Genomic DNA, 23,352 nt, shown 5'->3' on the forward strand with positions numbered 1-23,352 from the left:
CGCAGAGCAGAGCAACGAGCAGGAGCTCGGCGAGCTGGCCCTCGGGGATCCGATCACGTCTGTGTCTCCGTTGCCGTACCCAGTGCTGGAACCGGATCAGAAGTGGGATTCTGCCCGGCGGGTTTGCCCGGGTCCACTACGGCGAAGGCTCACGTGGTGTGGAACGGCCGGTCATCATCGCCGACGCGTTCAACCTGGGCAAGAGCGACCTGGCCGTACTGTACGTGGGACTCGACCGGGACTACCCACTGATCACCAAGCCGCGCCAACAGCAGAGAACCGTCATCCTGCTCGGCTTCCAGGAGCGCACCGCCTCCATCCCCAGCAACGCCAAGGCCGCGCAGGAAGCCATCCCGCGTACCATCTCCGAGCGCATCGACAACACTCCGCTGGCTGTCGGCGGCTTCAGCATGGGCGGCCTGATCACCCGCTACGCCCTGGCAGCACTCGAGCAACAGCGCATGGACCACGAGACAGAGCTGTAATTCTCCTACGACACCCCGCACCGCGGCCGCGTGATCCCCATCGGGATCCAGGCGTTCGCCCACTTCATTCCCACACTGCCGGGGAAGGAGAACGCCTTCGCCAAGCAGATCAACAGCCCGGCCTCGCGGCAGATGCTGGCGCGGCACTACAACAGCGCGGACGGCTCCGTCCGGCAGGACCCGATGCGCACCCAGTTCCTGGCGGATCTGGAAAGAGTCGGCGGCCGGCCTACGCGTCCTCGCAAGGCCGCTGTCGCCAACGGTACCGGCGACGGCACCGGCCTCGATGCCCCGCCCGGCGAGATGGCACTGAAGAGCACCGGTGCCATCGCCTTCCCCGGCTCCACCTTCCACACCCAGGCCGTCGGCGCCAACGTCACGGTTGCCGAGCTGAGGCGACTGCTGCCGCCCGCTTCGAAGACCGTCAAGACCAGCGGCTTGCCCGAGCTCGACGGCGCTCCCGGCGGCACTCTCGACTCGTACCAGATCATCGCCAAGGCGCTGCGGGACAAGGGCGGCAAGACCGACCTGCGGGACCCCGCCGTCTGTTTCGTCCCCTCGGTCAGCGCCGTCGCCGTCCGCGACATCGACAGCCAGGAAAACCTCTACGTCAAGATCGACGGGCTTTCCCCGGAGGAGAGCGAGCTGGACGAGTACCGGTGCTCCTCCACCACCACCGCCCACACCCGGATCACCGCCGAACTGTGCGAATGGATCATGGAGCGGCTCCCGCGGTGATCCCATCCATGCCCGCCGGCCGGTAGGCGGGGGTCGAGCACAGCGGGGCGGTGGCCTGTCGCGGCGATGCCGCGTGGCCTCCGGGGTCAGGGAGATCGGGTTGTGACAGTCGTGAGGGACATGCGTGACGGTTGACCGAGCCATTGACAGTTCTGCTTCCCTGTCGGCCCCCGCCTCTTCCCGCAGTCCGGTCGGTGAAGGCCGGCAGGAGCGGGTGCCGCGGCATGTCGCGTGCGTGATGGATGGGAACGGTCGGTGGGCGGCACAGCGGTCACTGCCGCGTACGTCAGGTCATCGGGCGGCGGAGGCGACGGTGATCGATGTCATCGAGGCGGCACGGGCGGCCGGGGTGGAGTGGCTGAGCCTGTACGCGTTCTCCACCGAGAACTGGCAACGTCCGGGTGATGAGGTCGATTTCCTCATGCAATTGGTGCGCCGTGTGGTGCGCAAGCAGGCTCCTTTGCTGCACGCGCGGGGTATCCGCTGCCGGTTCCTCGGCGTAACCGACTCCAGGATTCCGGCAGGACTGGCCCAGGACTTCGACGACTTGATGACGCTGACCGGCAGGAACCGCGGCATGACGCTGACGGTGGCGTTCGATCACGGCGGACGCGGAGACATCGTGGAAGCGGCACGCTCCCTGATCCGCAGCGGAATGCCTGCCGATGCCGTGACCGAGCAGAACTTCGCCGCGCATCTCCCCTTCCCCGACACGCCCGATGTGGATCTCGTCATCCGGACCTCCGGTGAACAGCGCATCTCCAACTTCATGCTCTGGCAAGTCGCCTACGCCGAATGGATCTTTCCGCCGGTGCTCTGGCCCGACTTCCGCGCGACGCACTTCGTGCAGTGCCTGCACACCTACCAGCAACGCGATCGCCGCTTCGGCGGCGCGGCGCCGAACACGAACGGAGCACCACCACCGTGACCGACACAGCCAGCAGTCACCCCGAGGACACTGCCCCCGGCGCCCCTGATCGTGGCGAAGACTCCCCGCAGCCGGGCTTCGATGCACTCTCCGATCCTCTGTTCGGTCCCGGTTCGCAGTTCAACCAGTTTTTCAACGATCCGCGCTGGGCCTTGGCCATGGTCCGGGCGACCGTGCTGGAGGCCGCTCACCCGCAGATCGGCGCCGCCCTGATCGGGAACTCGACGTTCGTGGCCCACCCGTGGCGGCGGCTGAGCAACACCTTCCTGAGCATGCAGCGCATGTTCGGCGCCGACGATCACACACGGCAGCGGGAAGCGGCGCGTCTCAACCGCATGCACGCCCGGCTCAGCGGCACCGACGCGAAGAGGCGGCCCTACGACGCGATGGACCCGGGGGCCCGCGCCTGGGTCGTGGCCACCCTGTTCGAAAGCGCCGTCACCATGTGCCGGCTGAGCGGCCAGCCCCTCGAACAGGCCACCATGGAAAAGCTGTACGCCGAGTTCCAGGCCTTCCTCGCAGCCATGGGCGACCAGTCCGGCCACCTCCCGTCAACCCTGCACGAGTTCTGGGAGTACTTCGACCATGTCGTCAAGGAGGAGCTGGAGAACACCGAGGCGCTGCGCATCATCCTCTACAAGCTCTTCGACCACCTCCCCGCCCCACCGGTGCTGCAAGGTGTGCCCACCGTGTGGGCGGCCGGCCGGGCACTCGCCGGGCCCGTCATCGGCGCCATCACCGTGGCATCCCTCCCCGAACCCTTCCGCCGACGCGCAGGGCTTCCCGAGATCCCCGGCGCTCAGACACTCACGCAAAGCGCCTACCTCACCATCGGCCTGACACGCTTTCTGCCCGACAGCTGGATCCAGGCCGAAGGACTCGCCAGTCTGCTCACCCTTACCCCCGACAGCGACGACCCCCGCGCCAAAACCATCACAGCAGTGCGCGAAGGAATGAAACGAGCCGGCGCCCTCCTCCGACTCATCACGCCCCTCTCCGAGCACCCCGCACCCACCCGGGCGACCGTGCCGCAGCGCAGTGCGGAGGAGTTCTTCCACGCCGTGCTCGACCAGACCGGCGACGGCTACCTGGAGTGGCCCGACCTCGCCGCCATGGCCCGGGAACTGTCCGGCCGACTCGACCTGGACGAACCGCAGGAGACCAAGCTCTACAACGCCTACGCCGACTGGTGGCGCGAACTCCAGACAGCGCTCGACGTCGATGGCGACGGCCGCATCAGCAAAGAGGAATACGCCGCAGGCGTGCCCACCCTCGCCGGACCCGCCCTCATCCGGGTCGCCGAGGTCCTCTTCGAAGCCACCGACACCGACGGCAACCAGTCCATCGACGCGGACGAATACCGGGCCCTGTTCCGGACAGGATTCCAACGCGACACCGTCGGCACCGTCGGCACCGACACCACATACTCCCGCAGCGCGTTCGTAAAGGACTTCCTCTCCTTCATGACGGGCCGCCAACGCTCAAGCCCTTACAACCCGCTGCTCAGTGACGCGTGAGCCCCCACGTCAGCGAAGTGGGCAACACGCCGTGCAGGACGTAATCAGCGGCGACCAGAGCCCTGGGATTCCTGCGCGACCACGGCGGCCCCCACCTCTGGACCCCCGACCGGGCCACCACCCGGCAAATGGACCACTGCCACACCCCGAGGCTTACACACGGCGCTGCCGGACTCTCCGGGCTCGACGCCCTTGGGAGGCGTGTACCCGCATTGGTGGTTACCGCCGCTGTCCCAGCGCACCAGGCCGGCGGCGCTGATCGGGTCGATGTAGACGCCTTCGTCGAAGTAGGCACTCCATACATGGTGCCGCCGGTCTGCCATCAGGCACTCGACCGCACGCCCCATCGCGAAGCTGCGGCGGCGTTGCCCGTCCATCCCGTATATCTGCGCGTTTATCTGCGCGTTCTGGTCTCCAGCGCCGCTGTACCCGTGCACAACGAGTCGGCCATTGGACAGCGCGTCGAGATGGGTCACCCGCAAGTTCATATTTCGCAGGGACTGTTTGCGGACTACGTCACCGTTGTCGATGACCAGAAGCGTGATCGCAACTTCCAGACCCCTCGACCAGAGCGCCAACAGTACGCCCCGTCATCCCACTCGTCCTCCGGAACCCCATGATGCGAGACCACTCCTCCCAGCTACCGAACCCTGCGGGCGCGGGCTGCTCCACATAGCCCAACGCCAGCGCCCAGAACGCGGCCAGCTTCGCCGGGTACGCGCAGTCGATCGTCAAGCTCCACTTGGTCGCCATGAGCCCTCCCCAGTCGGAGGAACGGACTGTACCGCGCACCTACGACACCTCCTGCCCGCCACCTCGCGCGTGCCCTGCGCCTTGACGAACGGCATTACTGATCTCTCGGGGTGTTGTCGGGAAGGGTGACGGATGGTGATCCTTGCGGTAGGCCGGTGGTACGCGGTATGCGCAGGGTGGCGGGCTGACCGCCGAGCGGTCGGTGGAGCGCTGGCGATGTGCCTGGCGAGCGGGCGGTATGGATGCCCTGGCGTCCTTGGGACCGCCGAAGTTGCCGAAGTTGTCCGATGGTCAATTCACGGAGCTGGACGCGGAGCCGGCGCGGGGTCCGGCCGTGCATGGCTGGGAGGATCAGCGCTGGACGATGGCGAGAATCCGGGTGTTGATCGGACGGAAGTCTCCAAAGCGGCCCGGACCATCGGCACACACCCCCACCGCCCTGGAGATCTCCGCATTCGAGCCGCCGCCCTCGAACAACTCGACTGCCCGAACACAACGCGCCTGCGCCAACTGAGGCCGCGACAAAGGAGGAAGGGAGGAGCCGGCAACCGAAGGAGAAGGTTGATATGCCACCCCGACAGCATCGGCCTCGGCCGCGATGCCCCGCTTGCGGCCGGCCCGTTTGAGCGCGGCCTCCGACTGCGTGCGGGTCAGCCGCGCAGCCCGGGTCCTGCCCGGCGTCAGCACGGACGTCCTCGCATCCCGCCTGAAGGACATGGAGCAGCAGGGCCTGACCACGCGCCGCCGCCTGGCACCGCCCTCCGCCGCGTACGTCTACGAAGTCACCGGCCGGGGCCGCGCGTTGCTGCCCGTCCTCCAGGCCCTCGCCGCCTGGGGCGCCCCCGCCCTGGCGGAGCGCAGGCCCACTGACGCGGCGCGCGCGCACTGGTTCGCGCTGCCGCTGCTGCGGTCCCTGGCAGGGCTCGGCGCCGAAGGAGTGGTGCAGGTCCGCCTCCCCGAAGGGGAGTTCCCCGTACATGTCGGAGGCGCGACGGAGGCATACGGCGACGGCCCCGCGCCACAGGCCCCCGACGCGCTGCTCACGCTGGACGCGGAGACGTGCGTCGAGGTGAGCGAGGGCGCGCAGACAGTGGGCGAGGAGGTACGGGCGGGCTGGATCGAGCTGGGGGTGAGGGGGTTCTGGCGAAGGTGCTGGGGGCGACGTGACCGATCACAGCGGTGCGCGTCATCAGGCCACTGCGCGGCCACACCTGAGTCAGTTCGCCTGGACTGCCTGACGGTCCTTCAGCGCACGCGCCTTCGCGTTCTCCAGATGCTGCCGCATCCGGCCGGCGGCACCTGCCGCGTCCCCGGCGGCCAGTGCTTCGTATACAGCGGTGTGGTCGTGCGCGGGTGACGCCGCGTCGGAGGAGCCCAGCTCGGTGAAGAGGCGGAAGCGCTGCACATGCCCGCCGAGCGAGCGGTAGGCCGACGCCAGGAAGGGGTTGGCCGACTGCTCGGCGATCAGGAAGTGGAAGCGCTCGTCGGCCGACAGGTAGGCGCGGACGGACTTGGATCCGCCCCCCTCCGCGCAGCGCCGCAGGTCGGCGATGCTGCCCGCGAGATCTTGGAGGAATTCGGGGGTGGTGCGGCGGCCCGCCTCGTACGTGAGGGTCGGCTCAAGCACCAGGCGCGCATCCATCAGCTTGACCAGTTCGGTCTCGCTGAAAAGAGGGGCCACCCGGTAGCCCTTGAGGGCCTCGCGACGTACCAGACCGGTGTGTTCAAGCCGGGCGAGCGCTTCGCGCAGGGGGGTCTGGCTGACGTTCAACTCGCGGGTCAGCGCACCGATGTTGAGCGACTGGCCGGGCGACCACAGTCCATCCATGAACTGCCCGAGCAGCACCTCATACATCTGATCGGCCAGGGGGAGCCGACCCGACGGGCGCGTAACCATGCGAGCCTCCTTTGTCGCCCGATGGTAGCGCGGCCCCTCTCTTCGCGATCACATATTCTCATGCACCGCTATAGGATTGAGGTAGAACCTATACTATAGTTTTGGGCTCGGAGATGGACCACTGGACGCATAAGCGCAGAGCTGAGCAGAACAGAGGACTTCCCCATGGCGCAGCCCCTGTCCCCGTACGAACTCCCGCCCCGTGTCCTCGTGACGACGCCCTATCTCGAACCCGGCGGCGAAGTCGACCGGATGCTCCAAGACGCGGGCCTGGACACGGTCTTCGCCCGTCGCGCCGACCGCGAGGCCACCGGACGCACTCTGGCGGAGTGTGTCGCGGACGCGGCGGGCATCGTCGCAGGCACCGACCCCTTCACCGCCGACGTCATCGGGGCAGCACCCGCGTTGAAGGTCTTCGGGCGCTGTGGCGTCGGTTACGACAACATCGATGTGGCGGCGGCGACCCGGCAGGGCGTCGCGGTCACCTGCACCCCCGGCGCCAACCGGATATCCGTATCCGAGCACGTCCTGGCGCTGATGCTGAACTGCGCCCGGCGCCTTCCCCAGAACATCGCCTCCGTGCACAGCGGCGGCTGGACGCAGGAGAGCGGGCGTGAGCTGCACGGCACGACGCTCGGCGTCGTCGGCCTCGGTTCCATCGGCAAGACCGTCGCCCGCGCCGCACTCGCGCTCGGCATGCGGGTCGTTGCCCACGACCCTCACTTGGACGAGGACTTCCTCGCCGAGACCGGCGTCCGGGCGCGGTGCCTCGACGGCGTGCTGGCGGAGGCGGACTTCCTCACCCTGCACATCTCCCTCGACGAGCACACCCGCCATCTGATCGACGCCGCCGCGCTGCGCCGGATGAAACCCGACGCGTATCTGATCAACACCGCGCGGGGCGGGGTCGTGGACGAGGACGCGCTCGCCGACGCGATCGAGGGTGGTCGACTCGCGGGCGCCGCACTGGACGTGACCGAGCACGAGCCGCTTCCGGCGGACAGCAGGCTTCGCGCGCTCGACAACGTGCTGGTCACCGCGCACATCGGTGCCGCCACCCGCGAGGCGCGCGCCAGGTCCGGTGCCATGGCGGCCCGGCAGGTGATCGACGTGCTCGCCGGGCGCTCGCCCGCTCACCTGGTCAACCCCGGGTACGCGAACGCCGCGGCCCACGTCGGAGTGCATGTCGGAGCGCACTTCGGAGCGCACTGATGCGGGCGCCGAACGGGCTGCGTTTTGACGCCAACCTCAAGTGGCTGTTCACCGAGGTCCCCTTCGAAGAGCGCTTCGACGCCGCGGCCGCCGCGGGCTTCACCGGTGTCGAGTACGCGGACCCCTATCCGTACCCGGCCACCGGACTCCGCAGACGCCTGGCCGACGCGGGGTTGCACCAGGTACTGATCAACACCCCGGCGAGTGAGCCCGGTTCACCGGAGCGGGGGTGCGCGGCCATTCTTCCGGGAGACACGGACCGTTTCCGCTCCGACCTGGAGCGCGGCCTCCACTACGCGGTCGAGCTGGGCAGCGACTTCCTGCACGTGAGAGGTGGGGTACGGCCGCCCGGCGTCAGTGACGACCGCGCCTTCGCCCATTATGTCGGCAACCTCTCCTGGGCGGTCGAGCGGGCGCGGGGCACCGGAGTGTGTCTGATCCTCGAGGCGCAGAACGGCCGCGACGCGCCCGGCTTTGTGCCGGACACCCAGGCGCGGGCCGCCGCCGTCCTGGAGGCGCTCGCCGAACTCAGCGGGCACGGGGACGGCAGCGGCGACGGGGATGGAGACGGGCTCGGGCTGCTGCTCGACGTGTACCACGTACAGGTCCAGGAAGGTGATCTCGTCGCGACGCTGCGCGAGCACCTTCCCCGGGTGCGGCACGTCCAGATCGCCGACCCGCCGGACCGGACGGAGCCCGGCAGCGGCGAGATCGCCTGGCCGCGCGTCTTCGGCACACTGCTGGAGGCCGGATACGCGGGCTGGATCGGCTGCGAGTACCGCCCGGCGAACGGCACGGTCAACGGGTTGTCGTGGATCGCTGAGCAGGCCGGAACGGCTTCGGCGCACCCCGGGCCGGAAGTGCCCCGATGAGCGGCGGGAAGGCGGACCGCGCGCCGCGTATCGCACTGATCAGCGCCACCCCCGCCGCTGTCGCCCCGGCGGTCGCGGGGCTGGCCGAGGAGTTTCCGGCCGCCGAGCCCTGGAACCTGCTGGACGACCGGCTGTTGGCCGACGCGCCGGCTGAGGGGCCGTTGCCGCCCGCCCTCAGGGAGCGGATGCGGTGGCTCATCGGGTATGCGCTGGACGGTGGGGCGGACGGGGTGCTGCTGACCTGCTCGCTGTACGGTCCGGTCTCCGAGGAGGTCGAGGCGCGGGTCCCGCTGCTGGCGCCCGACGCGGCCGCCTTCACGCGCGCGCTGTCCTCGGGCTTCGGCCGGGTGCTGGTGCTTGCCTCGTTCGAGGCGGCGATGCGGGATTCGGTGGCCCGCTTCTCCGCCGCCGTGAGGGCTGCCGGTTCGGCGACGGAGCCGGTCGGCGTGGTCGCACCCGGCGCCTTCGACGCGGCCCGCAGGAACGACACGGCCGCGCTGGCCGACGTACTGCGGAACGCATGTCTCGCGTACGCGGCCGACGCCGATGCCGTCCTGCTCGCCCAGTACTCGCTGGCGCCCGCCGCCGCGCCGCTGTCCGCCGCGCTGGGTCTACCCGTCGTCTCCGGCCCGCAGGCCGCTGCCATGTCACTGCGCACGACCCTCACGGGGAGGCCCGCATGACCGTGACCGAACCTCACCCGCCGCGAGGCCCTCTCGGGGTCATCGCCGACGACTTCACCGGCGCGACCGATGTCGCCGTGGCACTGCGCCGTGCCGGGTTGCGGACGTTGTTGTTCTTCAGGGTGCCTGAGGGTGAGGGTACGAGCGAGGGTGGTTACGCTCCCCAACTCCCCCCGCATGACGCGCTGGTGGTGGCGCTGAAAAGCCGGATGGCCCCCGCGTCGGATGCCGTCGCGGCGTCCACCGAGGCGTGCGAATGGCTGCGCGCACAGGGCGCGGGGCAGCTCTACTTCAAGTTCTGCTCGACGTTCGACTCGACGCCGCGCGGCAACATCGGCCCGGTCCTGGACGCGCTGGCGCACGCGACGGGAGCGGGCCCCGTACCGCTGACGCCGAGTTCGCCCGCACACCTGCGGACCCAGTACCAGGGTCATCTGTTCGTGAACGGCGTCCTGTTGGGTGAGTCGCACATGCGGGACCACCCGGTGACCCCGATGACGGACTCGTATCTGCCCCGGCTGCTGCGCGCCCAGACCCGCGAGCAGATCTCGCTGATCGGTCTTCCTACGGTACGGAAGGGCCGGGCGGCGGTACGCGCCTCACTGACGGCCGCCGGAGTGCGGGGCGCGCGCTATGTGCTGGCCGACGGCACACAGGAGAGCGACCTGCGTACGCTGGGCCGGGCCTTCGTGGACGCGCCGCTCGTCGCGGGTGCAGCGGGGCTGGCCGCCGGGTTGGCCCGTGCGTACGCGGAGAAGCGCGCCGGGCAGGCTCCGGGCGCCGGGGACACTGGGGACGCCGGGGGGACGCCTGACGGGCCGGCCGCCGTGCTGAGCGGGAGCTGCTCCCGCCGCACCCTGGAACAGCTCGCCGCTCTCGACGAGGCGGGCAGGCCCTCGTACTACCTGGACGCGGTGGCCGTACCGGATCCGGTCGCGCTCGCCGATGCCGCACTCGCCTGGTACGACGAGTTGCCCGCGGGGGGCGGCGCGCCCGTCCTGTACTCCTCCCTCGCCCCGGAACGCCTGCGCGAAGTCCAGCGGTTGCTGGGTGTGGAGCGGTCGGCGGCCGTGCTGGAGGAGGCGACCGGGCTGATCGCGGTCGGTCTCGCCGGGCGCGGGGTGCGCCGACTGGTCGCCGCAGGGGGCGAGACGTCAGGGGCGGTGGTCGCCGCCCTCGGGGTCATCGGCGCGCGGGTCGGTGCGGAGGCGGCGCTGGGAGTGCCGTGGATTCATCCGCTGGGTGGTCGTCGCCCCCTCTCGCTGTTGCTCAAGTCCGGCAATTTCGGCGGCCCGGGTCTGCTCGTCGACGCCTCCGCCGAGGGGGTCGCGTGAGCGGTCGGGCCGGTGCGCACACCCACTCCACTCAAGCTCAGGCGAAAGGGCAAAGATGTCCACGGACACACCGCACAAGGTGTCCCTCTTCAGCGCGCTCGCGGTGAAGAAAGCCCTCGACGACGTCATTCTCACCAAGTTCACCGAGAAGACCGGTATCACCGTCGAAGGGGTCTACGACCCGACGAACGTGCTGTTGCAGCGCATCGAGGAGGGCGCCCGGCCGGAGGTCATGGTCGGTGTGACCGGCTCGTTTCCCGCACTGTGCGAGTTGGGTGTGATCGACAGAGGCTCCGTACGGGTCCTCGCCCGGGTCGGGGTCGGCCTGGCCGCGCCGCCCGGTGCCGGCCAACCCGCCATCGACACTGTCGACGCCCTCATCGCGGTGCTGCGCTCGGCCCGTTCCGTCGCCTACTCGCGCACCGGGGCCAGCGGGGTCTACTTCGCCGGGCTGCTGGAACGGCTCGGCATAGCGGACGAGGTGAACGCGCGGGCCACGGTCGTGGAGAAGGGCTTCACCGCGCTGGCCGTGGTCGACGGCAGGGCCGATCTGGCCGTACAGCAGATGAGCGAATTGCTGTTCGTACCAGAGGCAGAGGTGGTGGGGCCGCTGCCGGAGGGAGCGCAGCACTTCACGGAAGTCTCGGCCGCGCTGGGAACGGCGGCCGTCGCACGGGCCGAGGCCCGCGCACTGCACTCGTTCCTCACCGGGGAGGAGGCCGGGGATGCGTACCGCGATGCGGGTCTGGCCGTACCACCGCTGGGTTGACAGGACGTATGACCGCTGGGCTGACAGGACGTATCACCGCTGGACTGAACTGCCCGGGGTTCACTGTCCACTGTGCCGCCGGGGCGGCAGGCGCCCATGAACGCGATATTCGCCTTGGTCACCTTCATCGGGGCCATCGTTGTGTGGAATGTGTGGGTCAAGCGCAACATCGGCGAGGCCATGGTCATCGGCTTTCTCACCAGCGCCGCGTTCGCCGGTACGGACGCGCCGCGCGTCGCCGGGGACGCCCTCGTCGAAGGGCTGAAGTCGGACATTACCTTCGCCGCACTGGCCTTCGTCTTCGTCAGCGAACTGCTGACCAGGACGGGGCTCGTGCAGCGGATGATCGCTATTCTCAGCTCCCTCCTCGGCCGCCGCGAGGGTGGCTCCGCCTACGCGGCGACGGTCTCGGCCGGTCTCTTCGGTGCCGTGGCGCACAACGGCGCGGCGATCGTGGCGACCGTCGGGTCCATCACCATTCCGTGGATGAAGCGTTCGAAGGCGAGCGGCGAGACCGCGGCGCTGGTCCTCTCCGGGAACGCGGGCGTCGGCGCCACCTTCCCGTTCAGCGGCGCGTTCTTCATCCTGCTCGCGGCGCCGACCGTGCTGCCGGTGCTCAGCGCGCGGGACGTGGTCGGCACGCTCTTCGTCACCGGTGCCTGGATGGTCGTGATGCGTCTGGTCATCGCGTACGTCATCGTCAGACGGCGCGGCGTGGGCGCGATGGCCGAGGAGGACATCCACCCGCTGCGGCAGTCGTTCGCGGCGGGCTGGACCTCGCTCGTCGTACTGGCTGCCCTCGCGGCACCGATCGTACTGACGACCTCGCCGACCAGCGACATTGTCGGGGAGCGTCTTGGCGGGCTCGAAGCCGCCGACGCCGTACCGCTGTTGGTCTGGCTGCCGGTGGTGATGCTGCTCGCCGGACTTGTCGTCGAGCGGCGGGTGCTGCCGCGCGCCAGTGGTGAATGGTGGACGCTGCTGTCGGAGATCAGCCCCAAGCTCGGGCTGATCGGCGTCACGATGATCTCGGCCTTCGCCGCCTCCAACGTGCTGCACACCCTGGGGATCGGTGACCAGCTCGCCCCGGTTCTACGGAGCCTTGAAGACGTTCCGCAGATCGTCGCGGCGCTCGTCGTCGGACTGGTCGTGGTGATCGTCGCCGGTCCGCTCAACACGACATCGACGCTGGCGGCGGTCGGGCCGGTCGCCTTCGCCGCGCTGACGGCGGCCGACGTCGCGCCGTACATCGCCTTCGCCGCGATCATCGTGTGGGCCTCGTCCGAGGGCTGCTCGCCGCCGGGGGCCGCACCGCTGTATGTGGCTGCCGGAATCGCCGACATCAATCCGGTACGGATCTTCGTTCCGGTGACGCTGTATTACCTCGTGCCGTCCTATCTCATCGGCGTGCTGATGGCGGTTGGGGCGATATGGATTCCCGGGTGAGCCGGTGAGCCGGGTGGTTCGGGACGTGCTGGGTGGCTCGGGTAAGGAGTATCGGATGTATATGTTCTGCCTGAATGCCTCGCGCGTTCTGGTTGCCCTCTTCCTACTGGCCGGTTTCGTGGTGGTCGCGGGCCAGACAGTGGCCATCGCCGTCGGTTCCGCCTCACTTATGACGGCCTTCGGCGGCGGAGTCGCCGACACCGCTTGCATCCTGGCCGGGCTGGCCGGAATCTTCGCCTTCCTGCTGCTCTACACGCGGAAAGGGCGGGGAAATACAGGCGAGTTGGAGGAGTGACTGGAGGAGTAACTGGAGGACTGACTACTCGCACCGGTCACGCGTGGCGAACGGAGCAAGGTGTGTCGCGGATCGAGGTGACCTCGTAGACGACGGCCGAACTCATGCTGAGACCGCGGCAGGTCAGCTGGCGCGGCGGTGTGCGGTCGAGTGCAGCTCGATGTCGAAGCCCGTCGGAGGAGGCGAGCGGTTGGTGACGCGGTCGGCCGGATGCTCTGCGACCACTGCCACGGATCACCGGCCTCGAACCGGATCCGCTCACGAAACCGCTGACGCTCGGCGGTCAGCCCGCCACCCTGCGCACACCGCATACCGCATGCCACCGGCCTACCGCAAGGATCGCCATCCGTCACCCTGCCCGACAACACCCCGAAGAGATCAGTAAACGATCGGCAACACCGAACGCACCGACGCCCTGGCAGACTTCCTGCACACCTACAACCACCACCGATGCCACACCGCCCTTGGAGGCAAGCCACCCATCAGCCGCGTGGACAACACTGCGGGTCATTACATCTAGTCCGAGGTGCGGCGGCCGTTGATGACAGCGCGCACGGCCCGGTCGCCGCGAGGGTCGGCCATCAGTCGGGCGATGTCCCACCACCGCAGCAGCAGCGCCGGCCAGTGCGGCGGGACCGCGTCCATGAACTCCCGGTTGAACCGTGCGCGGACGTTCTCGTGGCGCAAGGCGGCGCGGATGTCGTCCCGGGACGGCGGGAGGCGGCGGATGGCGGGCGGCAGCGTCGCCTCGTACTCCGGCGCCAGCTTGTGGCCCGGCTGGACCAGGACGTTCCCGCCCAGCGCGGCGGCAACCTGGCCCTCCAGTTCCTCCTGGCCCTGCACGGCACGCTCCCACCAGTGGTCCCGGAAGGCGGCGACGGCGGGATCGGCCAGGTCGCAGGCGTCGCGCTGCTCGTCGAACTCCTCACGCTCATCGCCGGGCAGGGCTTCCCGGATCGCGCCGAGAGTCTTCGCGGGATGGCGCGGCGGGGCCTGGCCAAGGTGGCGCTCCCACCGGTCCCCGCGCTCCTCGTCCGGAGGAGGTCCCCACACCAGGGCGCCGCCCATCATGCCGGGCTTCTCCGGGCCGGCCGCCGCCAAGGGGGCTTCCAGGCTGACCGCCATGAGTTCCAGGTAGGCGGGCAGCGACTCGTACTCCCGCTCGCGCTCGGCGAACCTGGTCCACTTGCACACCTCCCCGGTCTCACCGTTCAGGTAGAGGCCGTAGACGGTGTCGCCGGGGCTGAGGGAGCAGAACGGTATCCACGATGGCTTCCACAGCACCAGGGCGTCCTCATCCACGGTGTCGTCCTCGCCGTCCCCCTCCTGGAACCGCATCTGCATCTGGTAGACCTCGATCACGGCGTCGAACGGCATCAGGGCCCAGTCGCCCAGCATGAGACCCGAGCCGTTTACGCCGTCCTCACCGGCGGACAGCCGCCACAGCGCCTTCAACTCCTCCGGAACGCTCACGCCGAGGGCTTCTTCCAAGGCCGCGATCTCGTCGTCGGATGCGCCGGGCTTGAGGGCCGCGTACGACGGCGGGGCGTACTCTGCCAGCCATTCCACGATCCGGCTCCATGCCCGGGTGACTCGCACATCTGCTGGTGTGTCAGTGGTCATAGTCACCACGCTCGCATGGCGCCCCGACCCATCACACAGCGGGGCCCGAGCGCCATCCAGGACCGCCAGATAGGGCGGTCTCGAATGAGCATGAAGCTGTGGCGGCGGGCCGCCCCTCAGCGGCGAGTACGCCAGGAAGCGAAGCACTGCATGCGAGCGACGCCAACGGCGTGCACGTGCTCATGCCAGAGGTTTGCTGGTGACGTCAGGTTCAAGGGTGCGTTCGTAGAGCGCGCGGGGCCAGGCGAGCGCGGTTCCGGGCGCAGCGCACGGTGCCCTCCAGCGTCGCGGACAGCCGGCCGTCCACCTCGCGCACGACGACGTTGGCGAGCGCCTTGGGCCCGCTGTCCTTCGGCAGCTGGTTCGCGCGGCGGCGGACGTCGGCGGCGAGCGCGTGGGCGTGGCCGGTGAGCTGGGGGGCGATCTGCTCGTAGTCGTGGGTCGTCAGCGTGTCCTCGCCGGTCCACGCGAGGACGGCTTTGACGAGGCTCTCGTACGGCTCGCGGTCGAGTCTGTCCGCCCCGGAGGCTTCGTCGTCCGTGCGCTCAGCCTTGTCCGCGCGGTACCAGGCTCAGGCGGGCCGACGGGCTGGGCGGGGCTTCGGGCTGTGGGGCGCGGGACCAGCCGTGGGCGTCCATGGTCTCGGTCTCCCAGTCCTCGAACAGCTGGGGCAGTGCCCCGGGGTCACGGTCGGCGTCGCGGTGCCACTGGATGAAAGCGCGCCACCTGACCGTCGGCGACCTGAAGGGGATTCCGCGGGCCGTTCCCCGCGACCGCCTCGTCGGCCTGCTCGACCGGGCCAAGACCCCGCTCGGGCGCCTCGTCATCGCGCTGGCCGCCGTCCATGCCGTGCCCGGCAACGACATCCGCATGATCCTGACGAGCAACCTGGACATCGCCCGCGGCACGCTCGAAATCCGCCGCGGACTACTGCGGCACACCCTCTATCCGGAGGAGTTCACACACCGGCTCACCATGGAGTGGCTGACCGACCACCACCGGCACTGGCCTGCTTCGGTCAACTCCTACCTGCTGGTCAGTCAGAGATCCGCGCTCGGTCCCGATCACCTGGCCGTCAGCACCGGCCTCCTCCAGCGCACGGCGGCAGGGACGTCACGGACTCCCCAGCGCGCCAGCGTCATCATCGTCCGGATCCTCCGCTGAGCGCATCCCGCCGGTGACTGACAGGCCCTCAATTTCCCCCCGGCGGAGGTTTGGATGGGATGTGTGCGAGAACCGAACGGTGATGGACAGGCCGCCTTTGGGGGGTGCGGTGGTGGTGAGGGCGGCGTGGTGGGCTTGGGTGACGGCGTTGACGATGGCGAGGCCGAGACCGTAGCCCTCGCGGTGGCCGTGACGATCGGGCGCCAGTTTCTGGAAGGGGTGGAAGAGGCGCTGGATCTGGTTGTCGGGGATGACTGGTCCGCTGTTGGTGACCGTAAGGGTCGATTGGGTGCCGGAGTTCTGGGTGGTGATCTCTACGTGCCCGTCTGAGTGGTTGTGGCGGATGGCGTTGTCGATGAGGTTGGAGACGAGGCTTTCGACCAGCCTTGGATCCCCGGCCGTCACCGCGGGCGTCAGGTGTTCGGCCAGGTCGATGCTTCTGTCTGTTGCTTGGCCGCGGCGGGAGGCGAGCACTCCTTCGACGACCTGGGCGAGGTCGAGGGTCTCCCAACGAGAGATTCCACGCTCGCTGGTGGCGAGCATGAGGAGTGCCTTGACGAGCCGTTCCTGGTGTTCGCCGAGGGCGAGGGCTTCCTGGCATGCCGAGCGCAGGGTGTCCGTGTCGGCGTCGGGGTCGGCGAGGGCGACTTCGAGGAGGGTGCGCAGGCCGGCGAGGGGGGTGCGTAGCTCGTGGGAGGCGTTGGCGACGAAGTGGCGTTGGGCGTCGAAGGAGGCTTGAAGGCGGGCGAACAGGTCGTCGAGGGTATAGCCGAGTTCGGTCAGCTCGTCCGTGGGCTCGCCGAGGCCGAGGCGCCGGTGGAGGTTGCCGACGTAGATGCTTTTGGCGGTGGCGGTGATGGCGCGTAGCGGGTGCAGGAACCGGCCGGCGACGAACCAGCCGAGTGCCAGGGCGACGGGAATCAGAATGACCAGGGCGACGGCGGATCCTGTGAGGAGGTGGGACAGGCTGATCCCGCGCCCGTTTCCGGTGGTCACGCTCGATGCGGGGTGGCCTTCGGGTGTGGCCGCATCGACGCTGGCGAGCAGGACGATGACGACGGCGAGGACGAAGCCCCCGGCGGCGTAGATGCCCGCCGCGTAGGCCAGCGCGAGCCGTGTCTGCAGGGACCTTCTGGCGAGCTGCTGGGTCGTCATGACGGTCCGATGCAGTAGCCGGCTTCGCGGATGGTCTCGATCACGGGCGGGTCGCCGAGCTTGGCCCGCAACCGGTGCATGGTGTGCTTGACGGCGCTGCTGAAGGGGTCGGCGGCCGCGTCCCAGACGCGTTCGAGCAGTTCCTCGGCGGAGATGACCAGACCGGGTGCGGCGAGCAGGCATTCGAGCAGGGCGAACTCCTTGGGGCTCAGCTCGAGGCGCCGGCCGGCCCGGAATGCGACGCGGCGGGCCGGATCAAGAGCGATGTCCCCGCATGCCAGGGTGGGCGGTAGCGGTGGAGTGGCGCGGCGGGCCAGGGCACGGACGCGGGCGACCAGTTCGGCGAACGCGAACGGCTTGGGCAGATAGTCGTCGGCGCCGAGGCTGAGCCCGACGACGCGGTCCTCGATCGTGTCGGACGCGGTGAGCATCAGCACGCGCGTCGCGCAGCGGCCGTGGGCGAGTTGTCGGCAGATCTCGTCCCCGTGGACGCCGGGCAGGTCGCGGTCGAGGATCACCACGTCATAGCGGGTGACGGCCAGATGATCGAGGGCGGCGGTCCCGTCCAGGACGACATCGACGCCCATGCCCTCGTGGCGCAGGCCGGTGCCGATGGAGCGGGCGAGGACCTCAAAGTCCTCGACGACGAGGACCCTCACCGTCCCCCACCGCCGGTCGTCGTGCGGGCGGGGCGGCCGAACCGGTCCGCGGGTCGAGGTGGCATGCGCCAACGATGCCAGATCCCAGGTCTCAGCCGGGTCGCAGCGGCTGCAACCGGGCTGGAACCGGGTGCCGCGTACAACCGTCGGCATGAGTGCATTTCGAACCGTGAGCCCGCTGCGATGAGCGCCCCAGGGATAGTCGTCGCCGGACTGCGCAAGCGATATGGGGCCACGCTGGCCCTCGACGGCATGTCCTTTACCGTCCGTCCGGGTGTGGTGACCGGTCTCGTGGGGCCGAACGGGGCCGGGAAGTCCACCACAATGCGGGTGATCCTCGGCCTGGACGCGGTCGATGAGGGCACCGCACTCATCGAGGGCAAGCCGTACCACAGCCTTCGGCATCCGATGAATCATGTCGGTTCACTGCTGGACGCCGCGGCTCTGCACGCCGGCCGCAGCGGGCGTAACCACCTGCTGTGGCTGGCGCACACGCAGGGCCTGGCCGCGCGGCGGGTGGACCAGGTGATCGAGCAGGTCGGCCTGGTCCCGGCAGCCCGGCGCAAGGCCGGCGGCTACTCGCTCGGCATGCGGCAGCGGCTCGGGATCGCCGCAGCCCTGCTGGGCGACCCGCCGATCATCATGCTCGATGAGCCGTTCAACGGCATGGACCCCGACGGCATCATCTGGATGCGCGGATTCCTGCGGTCGCTGGCCGCGCATGGCCGCGCCGTGCTGGTCTCCAGCCACCTGATGAACGAGGTGCAGGACACAGCCGATCACCTCGTCGTGGTCGGGCGCGGCAAAGCCGTCGCCGACGCCGACATGGCCGACCTCATCGCGGCCGCCTCCCGGAACCGGGTGACCCTGCGCACCACGGCCAGGACGCACGCGATGAGGGTCCTCGCGCATGCCGACGCGAGCGTGGCGGCCACGGGCCACGACACCCTTACCGTCTCCGGCCTGCCCGCGGAACGGATCGTGACGCTCCTCAGCCAGAGCGCGGTGCCGTTCTCCGAGGTATCGGCACACCGCGCCACCCTTGAGGACGTCTACCTGGAACTCACTGGCGGGTCGGTCGAGTTCCGCGCCGCGACGCCCACGGAGGTCTCGCAGTGACCGCCACGCTCACGCCGTCCCGTTTCCGGCAGCGGGACGGGGGAAACAGCTTCGCGCATGTAGTGCGCGCGGAGTGGACCAAGTTCCGAACCGTCCGCGGCTGGGTGACCGGCATGCTGGCGGCGGCACTGATGATGGTGCTGTTCGCCCTGCTCGTCGGCGTCAGCAGCAACCAGAAGGGTTCACCGCCCGTTCCGATCGGACCGGGCGGTGAACCGGTCACCGACAGCTTCTACTTCGTGCACCAGCCGCTCACCGGAAACGGCAGCATCACCGTCTCCGTCTCCGCGCTCAAGAGCAGCATCCCCAAAGGCCCCGGGGACCTGCGGCCCGGCACCGTGCCGTGGGCGAAGGCCGGGCTCATCATCAAGGGGAGCACCCGCCAGGGATCACCCTACGCGGCGATCATGGCCACCGGCAGCCACGGCGTGCGGATGCAGGACGGCTACGTCGACGACACGGCCGGCCCCCCCGGTCCGGTCTCCGCCGAGTCCCCCCGCTGGCTGCGGCTGGACCGCTCGGGCGACACGATCACCGGCTATGCCTCAACCGACGGCACGAAATGGACCAAGGTGGGCACCGCGCAGGCGAGCGGGCTCGGATCGACCGCGCAGGTGGGGCTGTTCGTCGCCTCTCCGCCTGCCGTGGGCGGCGGGGGCACCGCCGCCAGTGTGTCCACAGCCACCTTCGGGGATCTTCGTACCCAAGGGAGCTGGGCCGGTGGCAACTGGACAGGCGGTCAGGTGGGAGCCACATCCCCCAGCTTCGCCGGCTACCCGGAGAACGCCTCGGGTTCGTTCACGGGATCCGGCGCCCGGTTCACGGTGACCGGTGCCGGCGACATAGCGCCCGCTGTCCGCGACAGCCTGCCGACCGGCGGGCTCCTCCGGGACATCCTCGCCGGCACGTTCGCCGCGCTGATCACGGTGATCGTCGTGGGGGCGCTGTTCATCACCGAGGAGTACCGGAACAAGATGATCCACCTCACCCTCGCCGCGAGTCCGAGGCGGAGCCGGGTGCTGGTGGCCAAGGCGATCGTGTTGTGGGCCGTCACCTTCGTCGCTGGTTTGGTAGGGGCGCTCCTCGCGACTCCGCTCGGTGAGCGGCTCGCCCGGGGCAACGGCGTCTACATTTTCCCGGTGTCGTCCTGGACCGAACTGCGGGTGGCACTCGGGACCGCGGCGCTGCTCGCGACCGCCTCGGTCCTGGCCCTGTCCGTCGGCGCCCTCTTCCGGCACAGTGCGGGCGCGGTCACCACGGTCATCGTGGCCATCGTGCTGCCCTACATCCTGATCGCCATCCCGTTCATGCCCGCAGGCGTGTCGAAGGGGGTGGCCACGGTGACGCCGGGCGCAGCTTTCGCCGTCCAGCAGACGCTTGAGCCATATGACCAGGTCGCAAGCGCTTACACGCCGTACTACGGCTACTACCCGCTGGCGCCATGGGCCGGGTTCGCAGTCCTGGCCGGCTATGCGGTGGCAAGCCTGGCCGTGGCCGCCGCCCTTCTCAACAGGAGGGACGCATGAGACTGGCACTGCGCGCGGAATGGACGAAGATGCGGACCGTCGCCAGCTCTCTATGGCTGCTGCTCGGTACCGTCGCGGCAATGGTGGCCCTGAGCAGCGTGGCGACCTCGGTGGTGAACTGCACGGCCAGCGGCTGCGGCGGCGACACGACCAGGCTCACCCTCATGGGCGTCTACATCGGCCAGGCTCTGGTCGCCATCCTGGCAGTGCTGATCATCAGCGGGGAGCACAGTACGGGCATGATCCGCACCACCCTGACGGCGGTGCCGCGGCGAGCCGCCGCCTTCGCGGCCAAGGCCCTTACTCTCACCGGCGTCGTGGCCGTCGGCGGAACGGTCGCCGTCCTCGGGTCGGTGCTCGCCGGCCGGCTCATCCTGCCCGACCTCGGCGACCAGGCCCTGTCCCTGTCCGACGGGCCGACGCTGCGCGCGGTCTTCGGGACGGTCCTCTACCTGATTCTGACCGGGCTTCTGAGCTTCGGCATCGCGACCGCCGTGCGGGACTCAGCCACCAGCACGGGGGTCGTCCTCGGCCTGCTTTACATCGTCCCCATAGTCTCCCAGACCATCAGCGATCCGTACTGGAAGCAACTGCTGGAGAAGATGGCACCGATGAGCGCCGGGCTCGCCATCCAGGCCACCACCGGTCTCGGCAGCCTGCCCATCAGCCCCTGGGCCGGCCTCAGCGTGACCGCCGGGTGGGCCGCCGCGGCGCTGTTGGCCGGCGGCCTGCTGCTGCGCATACGTGATGCCTGAACGCCCTCCCCGGCCCGTTCACTCCGCCCGTGATGAGGATCTCTGGCATCGGGTGCGGGGTGGCCAGCACGGCGACGATGGTGACGTGCTGATCGCAGTGCGGGCATTTCCGGACGGTTCCGCGCCGCCGGCGTCGGCCTGGCGGCCGTCCAGACCGGCGCCGGCGGGGCGACGTCACGCAGGGACGCCGAGCGGCGGGTGCTTGAGCACGCGGGGCTTGTACTCGACCAGCTGGACGCGGCCGTCGAAGGTGCGGTGCTCGATCATCTCGAGGGCGACGTCCGGATAGCCGTCGTAGATGCGTTCTTCGCCCGTGGCCCCGGTGATCACCGGGAACATCACGACCCGGAAGCGGTCGACGAGTCCGGCTCGTAGCAGGGACCGGCTCAGGCTGAGGCTGCCGATTGTGCTGAGGAGCCCCGAGCCACTCGACTTCATGGCGCGGACCGCCTCGACGGCGTCGTCGCGGACGAGCGTGGAGTTGGCCCACGTCAGTGGCTCCTCGAGTGAGGAGGAGAACACCACCTTGGACGCTTGCGTGAGCTCGTCGACGGACGCCTCTTCTTCGGGCCTGAACTCGTCTTGGCCATTTGGGACCTCGCCTGCGGCGAAGCCCGACATCAGGCGGTAGGTGTTCGCTCCCATCAGGTAGGTGGCCTCGGGCTGCTCGCCGAGCCATGCGAGGTACTCCGGGCCCTCGAGGCCCCAGAACCCGGGCCACCCCTCTCCCGATGCGTGGCCGTCGAGGGAGGTGATGAAGTCGACAAGAAGCTCCGACATGGCGCTGTCCTTTCCTGGGGTGTCACGAGCTTGGACCGGCCGGGAGCCACAAACTCATCGGCCGCACTGTGGAGTAACGAGAAAACCCATGACGCTGCAGCCGATCAGATCGGCGGAGCGCCACCCGCGAACGGCCCGGGCCAACCGTCACGCTCAGCCGGGCCAAGTACAACGCTCAGGGGCAACTGAAGCCCGACCACAGCGTTGTGGCGTTGGGGCACGGCATATCCTCTACCGGCGGTAGAGGGGGGATGGCAGACGAAACGAGCATCAAGGTGAGCGGCTCCACCCGGGACCGCCTGGCCCAGCTCGCGGCCGAGCAGAGCACCACCATCCGCGGCCTCGTTGAGGAACTCGCCGAGGCGCGGCCCACCGCCTCGGAGTTCGAGGCGCGCGCCGAGCAGGCCCGCGCCGAGCTCGCCGGCGCCCTGGGCGCCAAGTCCAGCGCGGGACACGCCTCATCGCTACCGGTCGGGGTGGACGGCCCTGACGCCGGTGCCCTCGTACGCCTCGGGGGTGAGCGTCAGCAGGAAGCGGCCGGTGGGGAAAGCCGCGGAGGGACGGGCCGCGTGGATGGCGTGCACGCCCGCCCAGGAGTGCCCGGCGCGCAGGAGCTCGGAGGCGGTGAGCGCGGCCGCGGTGTCGAAGGCTTCGATCGAAGTCGAGGCCAAAGCTCGCACCCTGCTGGAGGGCCTCGGCGCCCGCCAGGGCGGAGCCGCCGCGTAATGGCGCCCATCGCGGTCGTCCTGGATCACACCGCCGCCACCGCCCTGCACAACCCCAAAGACTCCTGCAACGAGGCCGTCGCCGCCCGGGCGTAGGGGGTGCCCAGGCCGCCGGAAGCCTGGACGTAGAGCGAACGTGGCCTCACCTCACCGCCACCGCACCGCGAAGTGTGGGGCGGTTGTGGCCTGCCGCCGCAACGCGCGGCCCCGGACGCGCGATGCGAACCGGGGCCGTCAACTGACGTCTGTGGCGCTCGTTACCAGGCTTTTGGCGGACCATCTCACCGGTGATTGCATCCCGCCATCACCCACATGAGTGGGTTTGCGTCTCAGTGTGGAGAGCCCGTCCCTGGCTCCACACGCTGAACGGGCGGCCTCATCTGGGCCGCCCCTTCGGCTGTTCAGCGCACGCGTCCCAGGTGGATCACGCTGACACGGATCTGCTGGTCGTTGATCTCGTACATCACGCGGTACCCGCCGACGTGGACGCGTAGCACGTCGGCGCTGCCGAACGCTCCCTTGGGACGTGGGTCGGCGGTGAGGCGGTCGACGGTGGCGAACACCTGACGGATCCCTTCGGGGTCGTCCTTGGCGAACTGCTCCGCCTGGGCAAGAGCCTCTGGTTCCCAGATGACCTCGTAGCTCACGCCTCAGCTCCGCCGAACACCCGGCGGTACGCCTCTTCATGGGAGACGCTGGCGTTCTCCCCGCGGGCCTGGCGTGCGCGGTAAGCGGCCAGCGCACGCAGTTCCCGCAGTTCCAGGGCGTCGGCGGGGCTGACCAGTACGGCGACGGTCTGCCCGTGGTCGGTGATGGCCACCGGCTCCCGGGTAGCGCTGACCTCCCGCGCGATGGCGCCTAGGCGGGCGCGCGCTTCCACGATCGAATAGCTCGTCTCCGTCATGCACACCAGCTTA

General features: G+C 69.5%; 25 protein-coding genes and 4 pseudogenes. 18 read left to right on the forward strand and 11 right to left on the reverse strand.

Annotated features, from left to right (window positions below; genetic code table 11):
* The first annotated feature begins 158 nt into the window (after positions 1-158).
* The 4 genes from ACWDZ7_RS31035 (at position 159) to ACWDZ7_RS31050 (ending at position 3,668) form a co-directional block, all read left to right on the forward strand.
* On the forward strand, positions 159-485 hold the full coding sequence (locus ACWDZ7_RS31035) for a hypothetical protein (protein ID WP_451801589.1): 327 nt from the start codon (positions 159-161) through the stop codon (positions 483-485).
* A gap of 30 nt (positions 486-515) precedes the next feature.
* Positions 516-1,223, forward strand: a complete 708-nt coding sequence (locus tag ACWDZ7_RS31040; RefSeq protein ID WP_451801590.1) for a hypothetical protein — start codon at positions 516-518, stop codon at positions 1,221-1,223.
* Positions 1,224-1,383: 160 nt separating this feature from the next.
* Complete coding sequence (gene uppS, locus ACWDZ7_RS31045; RefSeq protein WP_451801663.1) at positions 1,384-2,151, forward strand: polyprenyl diphosphate synthase; 768 nt, start codon at positions 1,384-1,386, stop codon at positions 2,149-2,151.
* Positions 2,152-2,249: 98 nt separating this feature from the next.
* Entirely contained in the window at positions 2,250-3,668 is a 1,419-nt protein-coding gene (locus tag ACWDZ7_RS31050) for an oxygenase MpaB family protein (protein ID WP_451801665.1), read from the forward strand.
* 44 nt (positions 3,669-3,712) lie between these two features.
* Here ACWDZ7_RS31050 and ACWDZ7_RS31055 read toward each other — a convergent pair whose 3' ends face one another.
* Both ACWDZ7_RS31055 and ACWDZ7_RS31060 read right to left on the reverse strand, forming a co-directional pair.
* On the reverse strand, positions 3,713-4,144 hold the full coding sequence (locus ACWDZ7_RS31055) for a hypothetical protein (protein ID WP_451801592.1): 432 nt from the start codon (positions 4,142-4,144) through the stop codon (positions 3,713-3,715).
* A gap of 104 nt (positions 4,145-4,248) precedes the next feature.
* Positions 4,249-4,421: pseudogene (locus ACWDZ7_RS31060) on the reverse strand (VOC family protein); the annotation flags it as partial.
* Between the two features lie 184 nt (positions 4,422-4,605).
* Between ACWDZ7_RS31060 and ACWDZ7_RS31065 the strand changes: the two are divergent.
* Positions 4,606-4,815: pseudogene (locus ACWDZ7_RS31065) on the forward strand (IS630 family transposase); the annotation flags it as partial.
* A 276-nt stretch (positions 4,816-5,091) separates the two neighbouring features.
* Positions 5,092-5,588 (forward strand): annotated as a pseudogene (locus ACWDZ7_RS31070) (winged helix-turn-helix transcriptional regulator); the annotation flags it as partial.
* A gap of 49 nt (positions 5,589-5,637) precedes the next feature.
* On the opposite strand, the gene ACWDZ7_RS31075 reads toward ACWDZ7_RS31070, so the two are convergent.
* The gene (locus ACWDZ7_RS31075; protein ID WP_451801593.1) at positions 5,638-6,318 is read right to left on the reverse strand and encodes a GntR family transcriptional regulator; all 681 of its coding nucleotides are present in this window, start codon (positions 6,316-6,318) and stop codon (positions 5,638-5,640) included.
* Positions 6,319-6,483: 165 nt separating this feature from the next.
* Between ACWDZ7_RS31075 and ACWDZ7_RS31080 the strand changes: the two genes are divergently transcribed.
* From ACWDZ7_RS31080 to ACWDZ7_RS31115, 8 genes and pseudogenes are all read left to right on the forward strand, one after another.
* Entirely contained in the window at positions 6,484-7,530 is a 1,047-nt protein-coding gene (locus ACWDZ7_RS31080) for a phosphoglycerate dehydrogenase (protein WP_451801594.1), read from the forward strand.
* Positions 7,530-8,402 (forward strand): hydroxypyruvate isomerase family protein, encoded by an 873-nt coding sequence (locus ACWDZ7_RS31085; protein ID WP_451801596.1) that lies wholly within the window; start codon positions 7,530-7,532, stop codon positions 8,400-8,402. Before ACWDZ7_RS31080 ends, ACWDZ7_RS31085 begins: the two co-directional genes overlap by 1 nt.
* Positions 8,399-9,085, forward strand: a complete 687-nt coding sequence (locus ACWDZ7_RS31090) for an aspartate/glutamate racemase family protein (RefSeq protein WP_451801598.1) — start codon at positions 8,399-8,401, stop codon at positions 9,083-9,085. Before ACWDZ7_RS31085 ends, ACWDZ7_RS31090 begins: the two co-directional genes overlap by 4 nt.
* Positions 9,082-10,419 (forward strand): 3-oxo-tetronate kinase, encoded by a 1,338-nt coding sequence (otnK, locus tag ACWDZ7_RS31095; RefSeq protein ID WP_451801599.1) that lies wholly within the window; start codon positions 9,082-9,084, stop codon positions 10,417-10,419. Before ACWDZ7_RS31090 ends, otnK begins: the two co-directional genes overlap by 4 nt.
* Positions 10,420-10,474: 55 nt before the next feature.
* Entirely contained in the window at positions 10,475-11,188 is a 714-nt protein-coding gene (locus ACWDZ7_RS31100) for a molybdate ABC transporter substrate-binding protein (RefSeq protein WP_451801601.1), read from the forward strand.
* Positions 11,189-11,284: 96 nt separating this feature from the next.
* Positions 11,285-12,634, forward strand: coding sequence for a TRAP transporter large permease subunit (locus tag ACWDZ7_RS31105; RefSeq protein WP_451801602.1), 1,350 nt, complete (start codon positions 11,285-11,287; stop codon positions 12,632-12,634).
* Between the two features lie 55 nt (positions 12,635-12,689).
* On the forward strand, positions 12,690-12,929 hold the full coding sequence (locus ACWDZ7_RS31110; protein ID WP_451801604.1) for a hypothetical protein: 240 nt from the start codon (positions 12,690-12,692) through the stop codon (positions 12,927-12,929).
* Positions 12,930-13,323: 394 nt separating this feature from the next.
* Positions 13,324-13,449 (forward strand): annotated as a pseudogene (locus ACWDZ7_RS31115) (IS481 family transposase); the annotation flags it as partial.
* On the opposite strand, the gene ACWDZ7_RS31120 reads toward ACWDZ7_RS31115, so the two are convergent.
* Together ACWDZ7_RS31120 and ACWDZ7_RS31125 are read right to left on the reverse strand one after the other, a co-directional pair.
* On the reverse strand, positions 13,446-14,498 hold the full coding sequence (locus ACWDZ7_RS31120) for an SMI1/KNR4 family protein (protein ID WP_451801605.1): 1,053 nt from the start codon (positions 14,496-14,498) through the stop codon (positions 13,446-13,448). The pseudogene ACWDZ7_RS31115 and the gene ACWDZ7_RS31120 sit on opposite strands and share 4 nt — an antisense overlap.
* A gap of 265 nt (positions 14,499-14,763) precedes the next feature.
* Entirely contained in the window at positions 14,764-15,000 is a 237-nt protein-coding gene (locus ACWDZ7_RS31125; RefSeq protein WP_451801667.1) for a DUF6415 family natural product biosynthesis protein, read from the reverse strand.
* A gap of 263 nt (positions 15,001-15,263) precedes the next feature.
* Here ACWDZ7_RS31125 and ACWDZ7_RS31130 point away from each other — a divergent pair, with 263 nt between their 5' ends.
* Positions 15,264-15,716 carry a hypothetical protein gene (locus ACWDZ7_RS31130; protein ID WP_451801606.1) on the forward strand — a complete coding sequence of 151 codons (453 nt, stop codon included), beginning with the start codon at positions 15,264-15,266 and terminating at the stop codon, positions 15,714-15,716.
* Here the strand turns inward: ACWDZ7_RS31130 and ACWDZ7_RS31135 are convergent.
* Positions 15,666-16,871: a sensor histidine kinase gene (locus ACWDZ7_RS31135; RefSeq protein WP_451801608.1), complete on the reverse strand. Its 1,206-nt coding sequence runs from the start codon at positions 16,869-16,871 to the stop codon at positions 15,666-15,668. The genes ACWDZ7_RS31130 and ACWDZ7_RS31135 overlap by 51 nt on opposite strands.
* Positions 16,868-17,530 carry a response regulator transcription factor gene (locus ACWDZ7_RS31140; RefSeq protein ID WP_451801609.1) on the reverse strand — a complete coding sequence of 221 codons (663 nt, stop codon included), beginning with the start codon at positions 17,528-17,530 and terminating at the stop codon, positions 16,868-16,870. The genes ACWDZ7_RS31135 and ACWDZ7_RS31140 overlap by 4 nt, the downstream gene beginning before the upstream one ends.
* A gap of 183 nt (positions 17,531-17,713) precedes the next feature.
* On the opposite strand from ACWDZ7_RS31140, the gene ACWDZ7_RS31145 reads away from it, so the two are divergent.
* From ACWDZ7_RS31145 to ACWDZ7_RS31155, 3 genes are read left to right on the forward strand one after another with little or no spacing between them, the layout of a single operon-like run.
* Positions 17,714-18,649 carry an ABC transporter ATP-binding protein gene (locus ACWDZ7_RS31145; RefSeq protein WP_451801611.1) on the forward strand — a complete coding sequence of 312 codons (936 nt, stop codon included), beginning with the start codon at positions 17,714-17,716 and terminating at the stop codon, positions 18,647-18,649.
* Positions 18,646-20,175: an ABC transporter permease subunit gene (locus tag ACWDZ7_RS31150; RefSeq protein WP_451801612.1), complete on the forward strand. Its 1,530-nt coding sequence runs from the start codon at positions 18,646-18,648 to the stop codon at positions 20,173-20,175. Before ACWDZ7_RS31145 ends, ACWDZ7_RS31150 begins: the two co-directional genes overlap by 4 nt.
* A complete protein-coding gene (locus ACWDZ7_RS31155; protein ID WP_451801613.1) occupies positions 20,172-20,930 on the forward strand; it encodes an ABC transporter permease in 759 nt (252 codons plus the stop codon). Before ACWDZ7_RS31150 ends, ACWDZ7_RS31155 begins: the two co-directional genes overlap by 4 nt.
* A gap of 174 nt (positions 20,931-21,104) precedes the next feature.
* Here the strand turns inward: ACWDZ7_RS31155 and ACWDZ7_RS31160 are convergent, their stop codons facing one another.
* The 4 genes from ACWDZ7_RS31160 to ACWDZ7_RS31175 form a co-directional block, all read right to left on the reverse strand.
* The gene (locus ACWDZ7_RS31160; protein WP_451801615.1) at positions 21,105-21,710 is read right to left on the reverse strand and encodes a dihydrofolate reductase family protein; all 606 of its coding nucleotides are present in this window, start codon (positions 21,708-21,710) and stop codon (positions 21,105-21,107) included.
* A gap of 464 nt (positions 21,711-22,174) precedes the next feature.
* Positions 22,175-22,381 (reverse strand): hypothetical protein, encoded by a 207-nt coding sequence (locus tag ACWDZ7_RS31165; protein WP_451801616.1) that lies wholly within the window; start codon positions 22,379-22,381, stop codon positions 22,175-22,177.
* Between the two features lie 455 nt (positions 22,382-22,836).
* Entirely contained in the window at positions 22,837-23,082 is a 246-nt protein-coding gene (locus ACWDZ7_RS31170) for a type II toxin-antitoxin system RelE family toxin (RefSeq protein WP_451801618.1), read from the reverse strand.
* Positions 23,079-23,339, reverse strand: coding sequence for a type II toxin-antitoxin system Phd/YefM family antitoxin (locus tag ACWDZ7_RS31175; RefSeq protein ID WP_451801619.1), 261 nt, complete (start codon positions 23,337-23,339; stop codon positions 23,079-23,081). Before ACWDZ7_RS31175 ends, ACWDZ7_RS31170 begins: the two co-directional genes overlap by 4 nt.
* Positions 23,340-23,352 lie beyond the last annotated feature (13 nt).

The organism is Streptomyces sp. NPDC003032 (assembly GCF_053591415.1).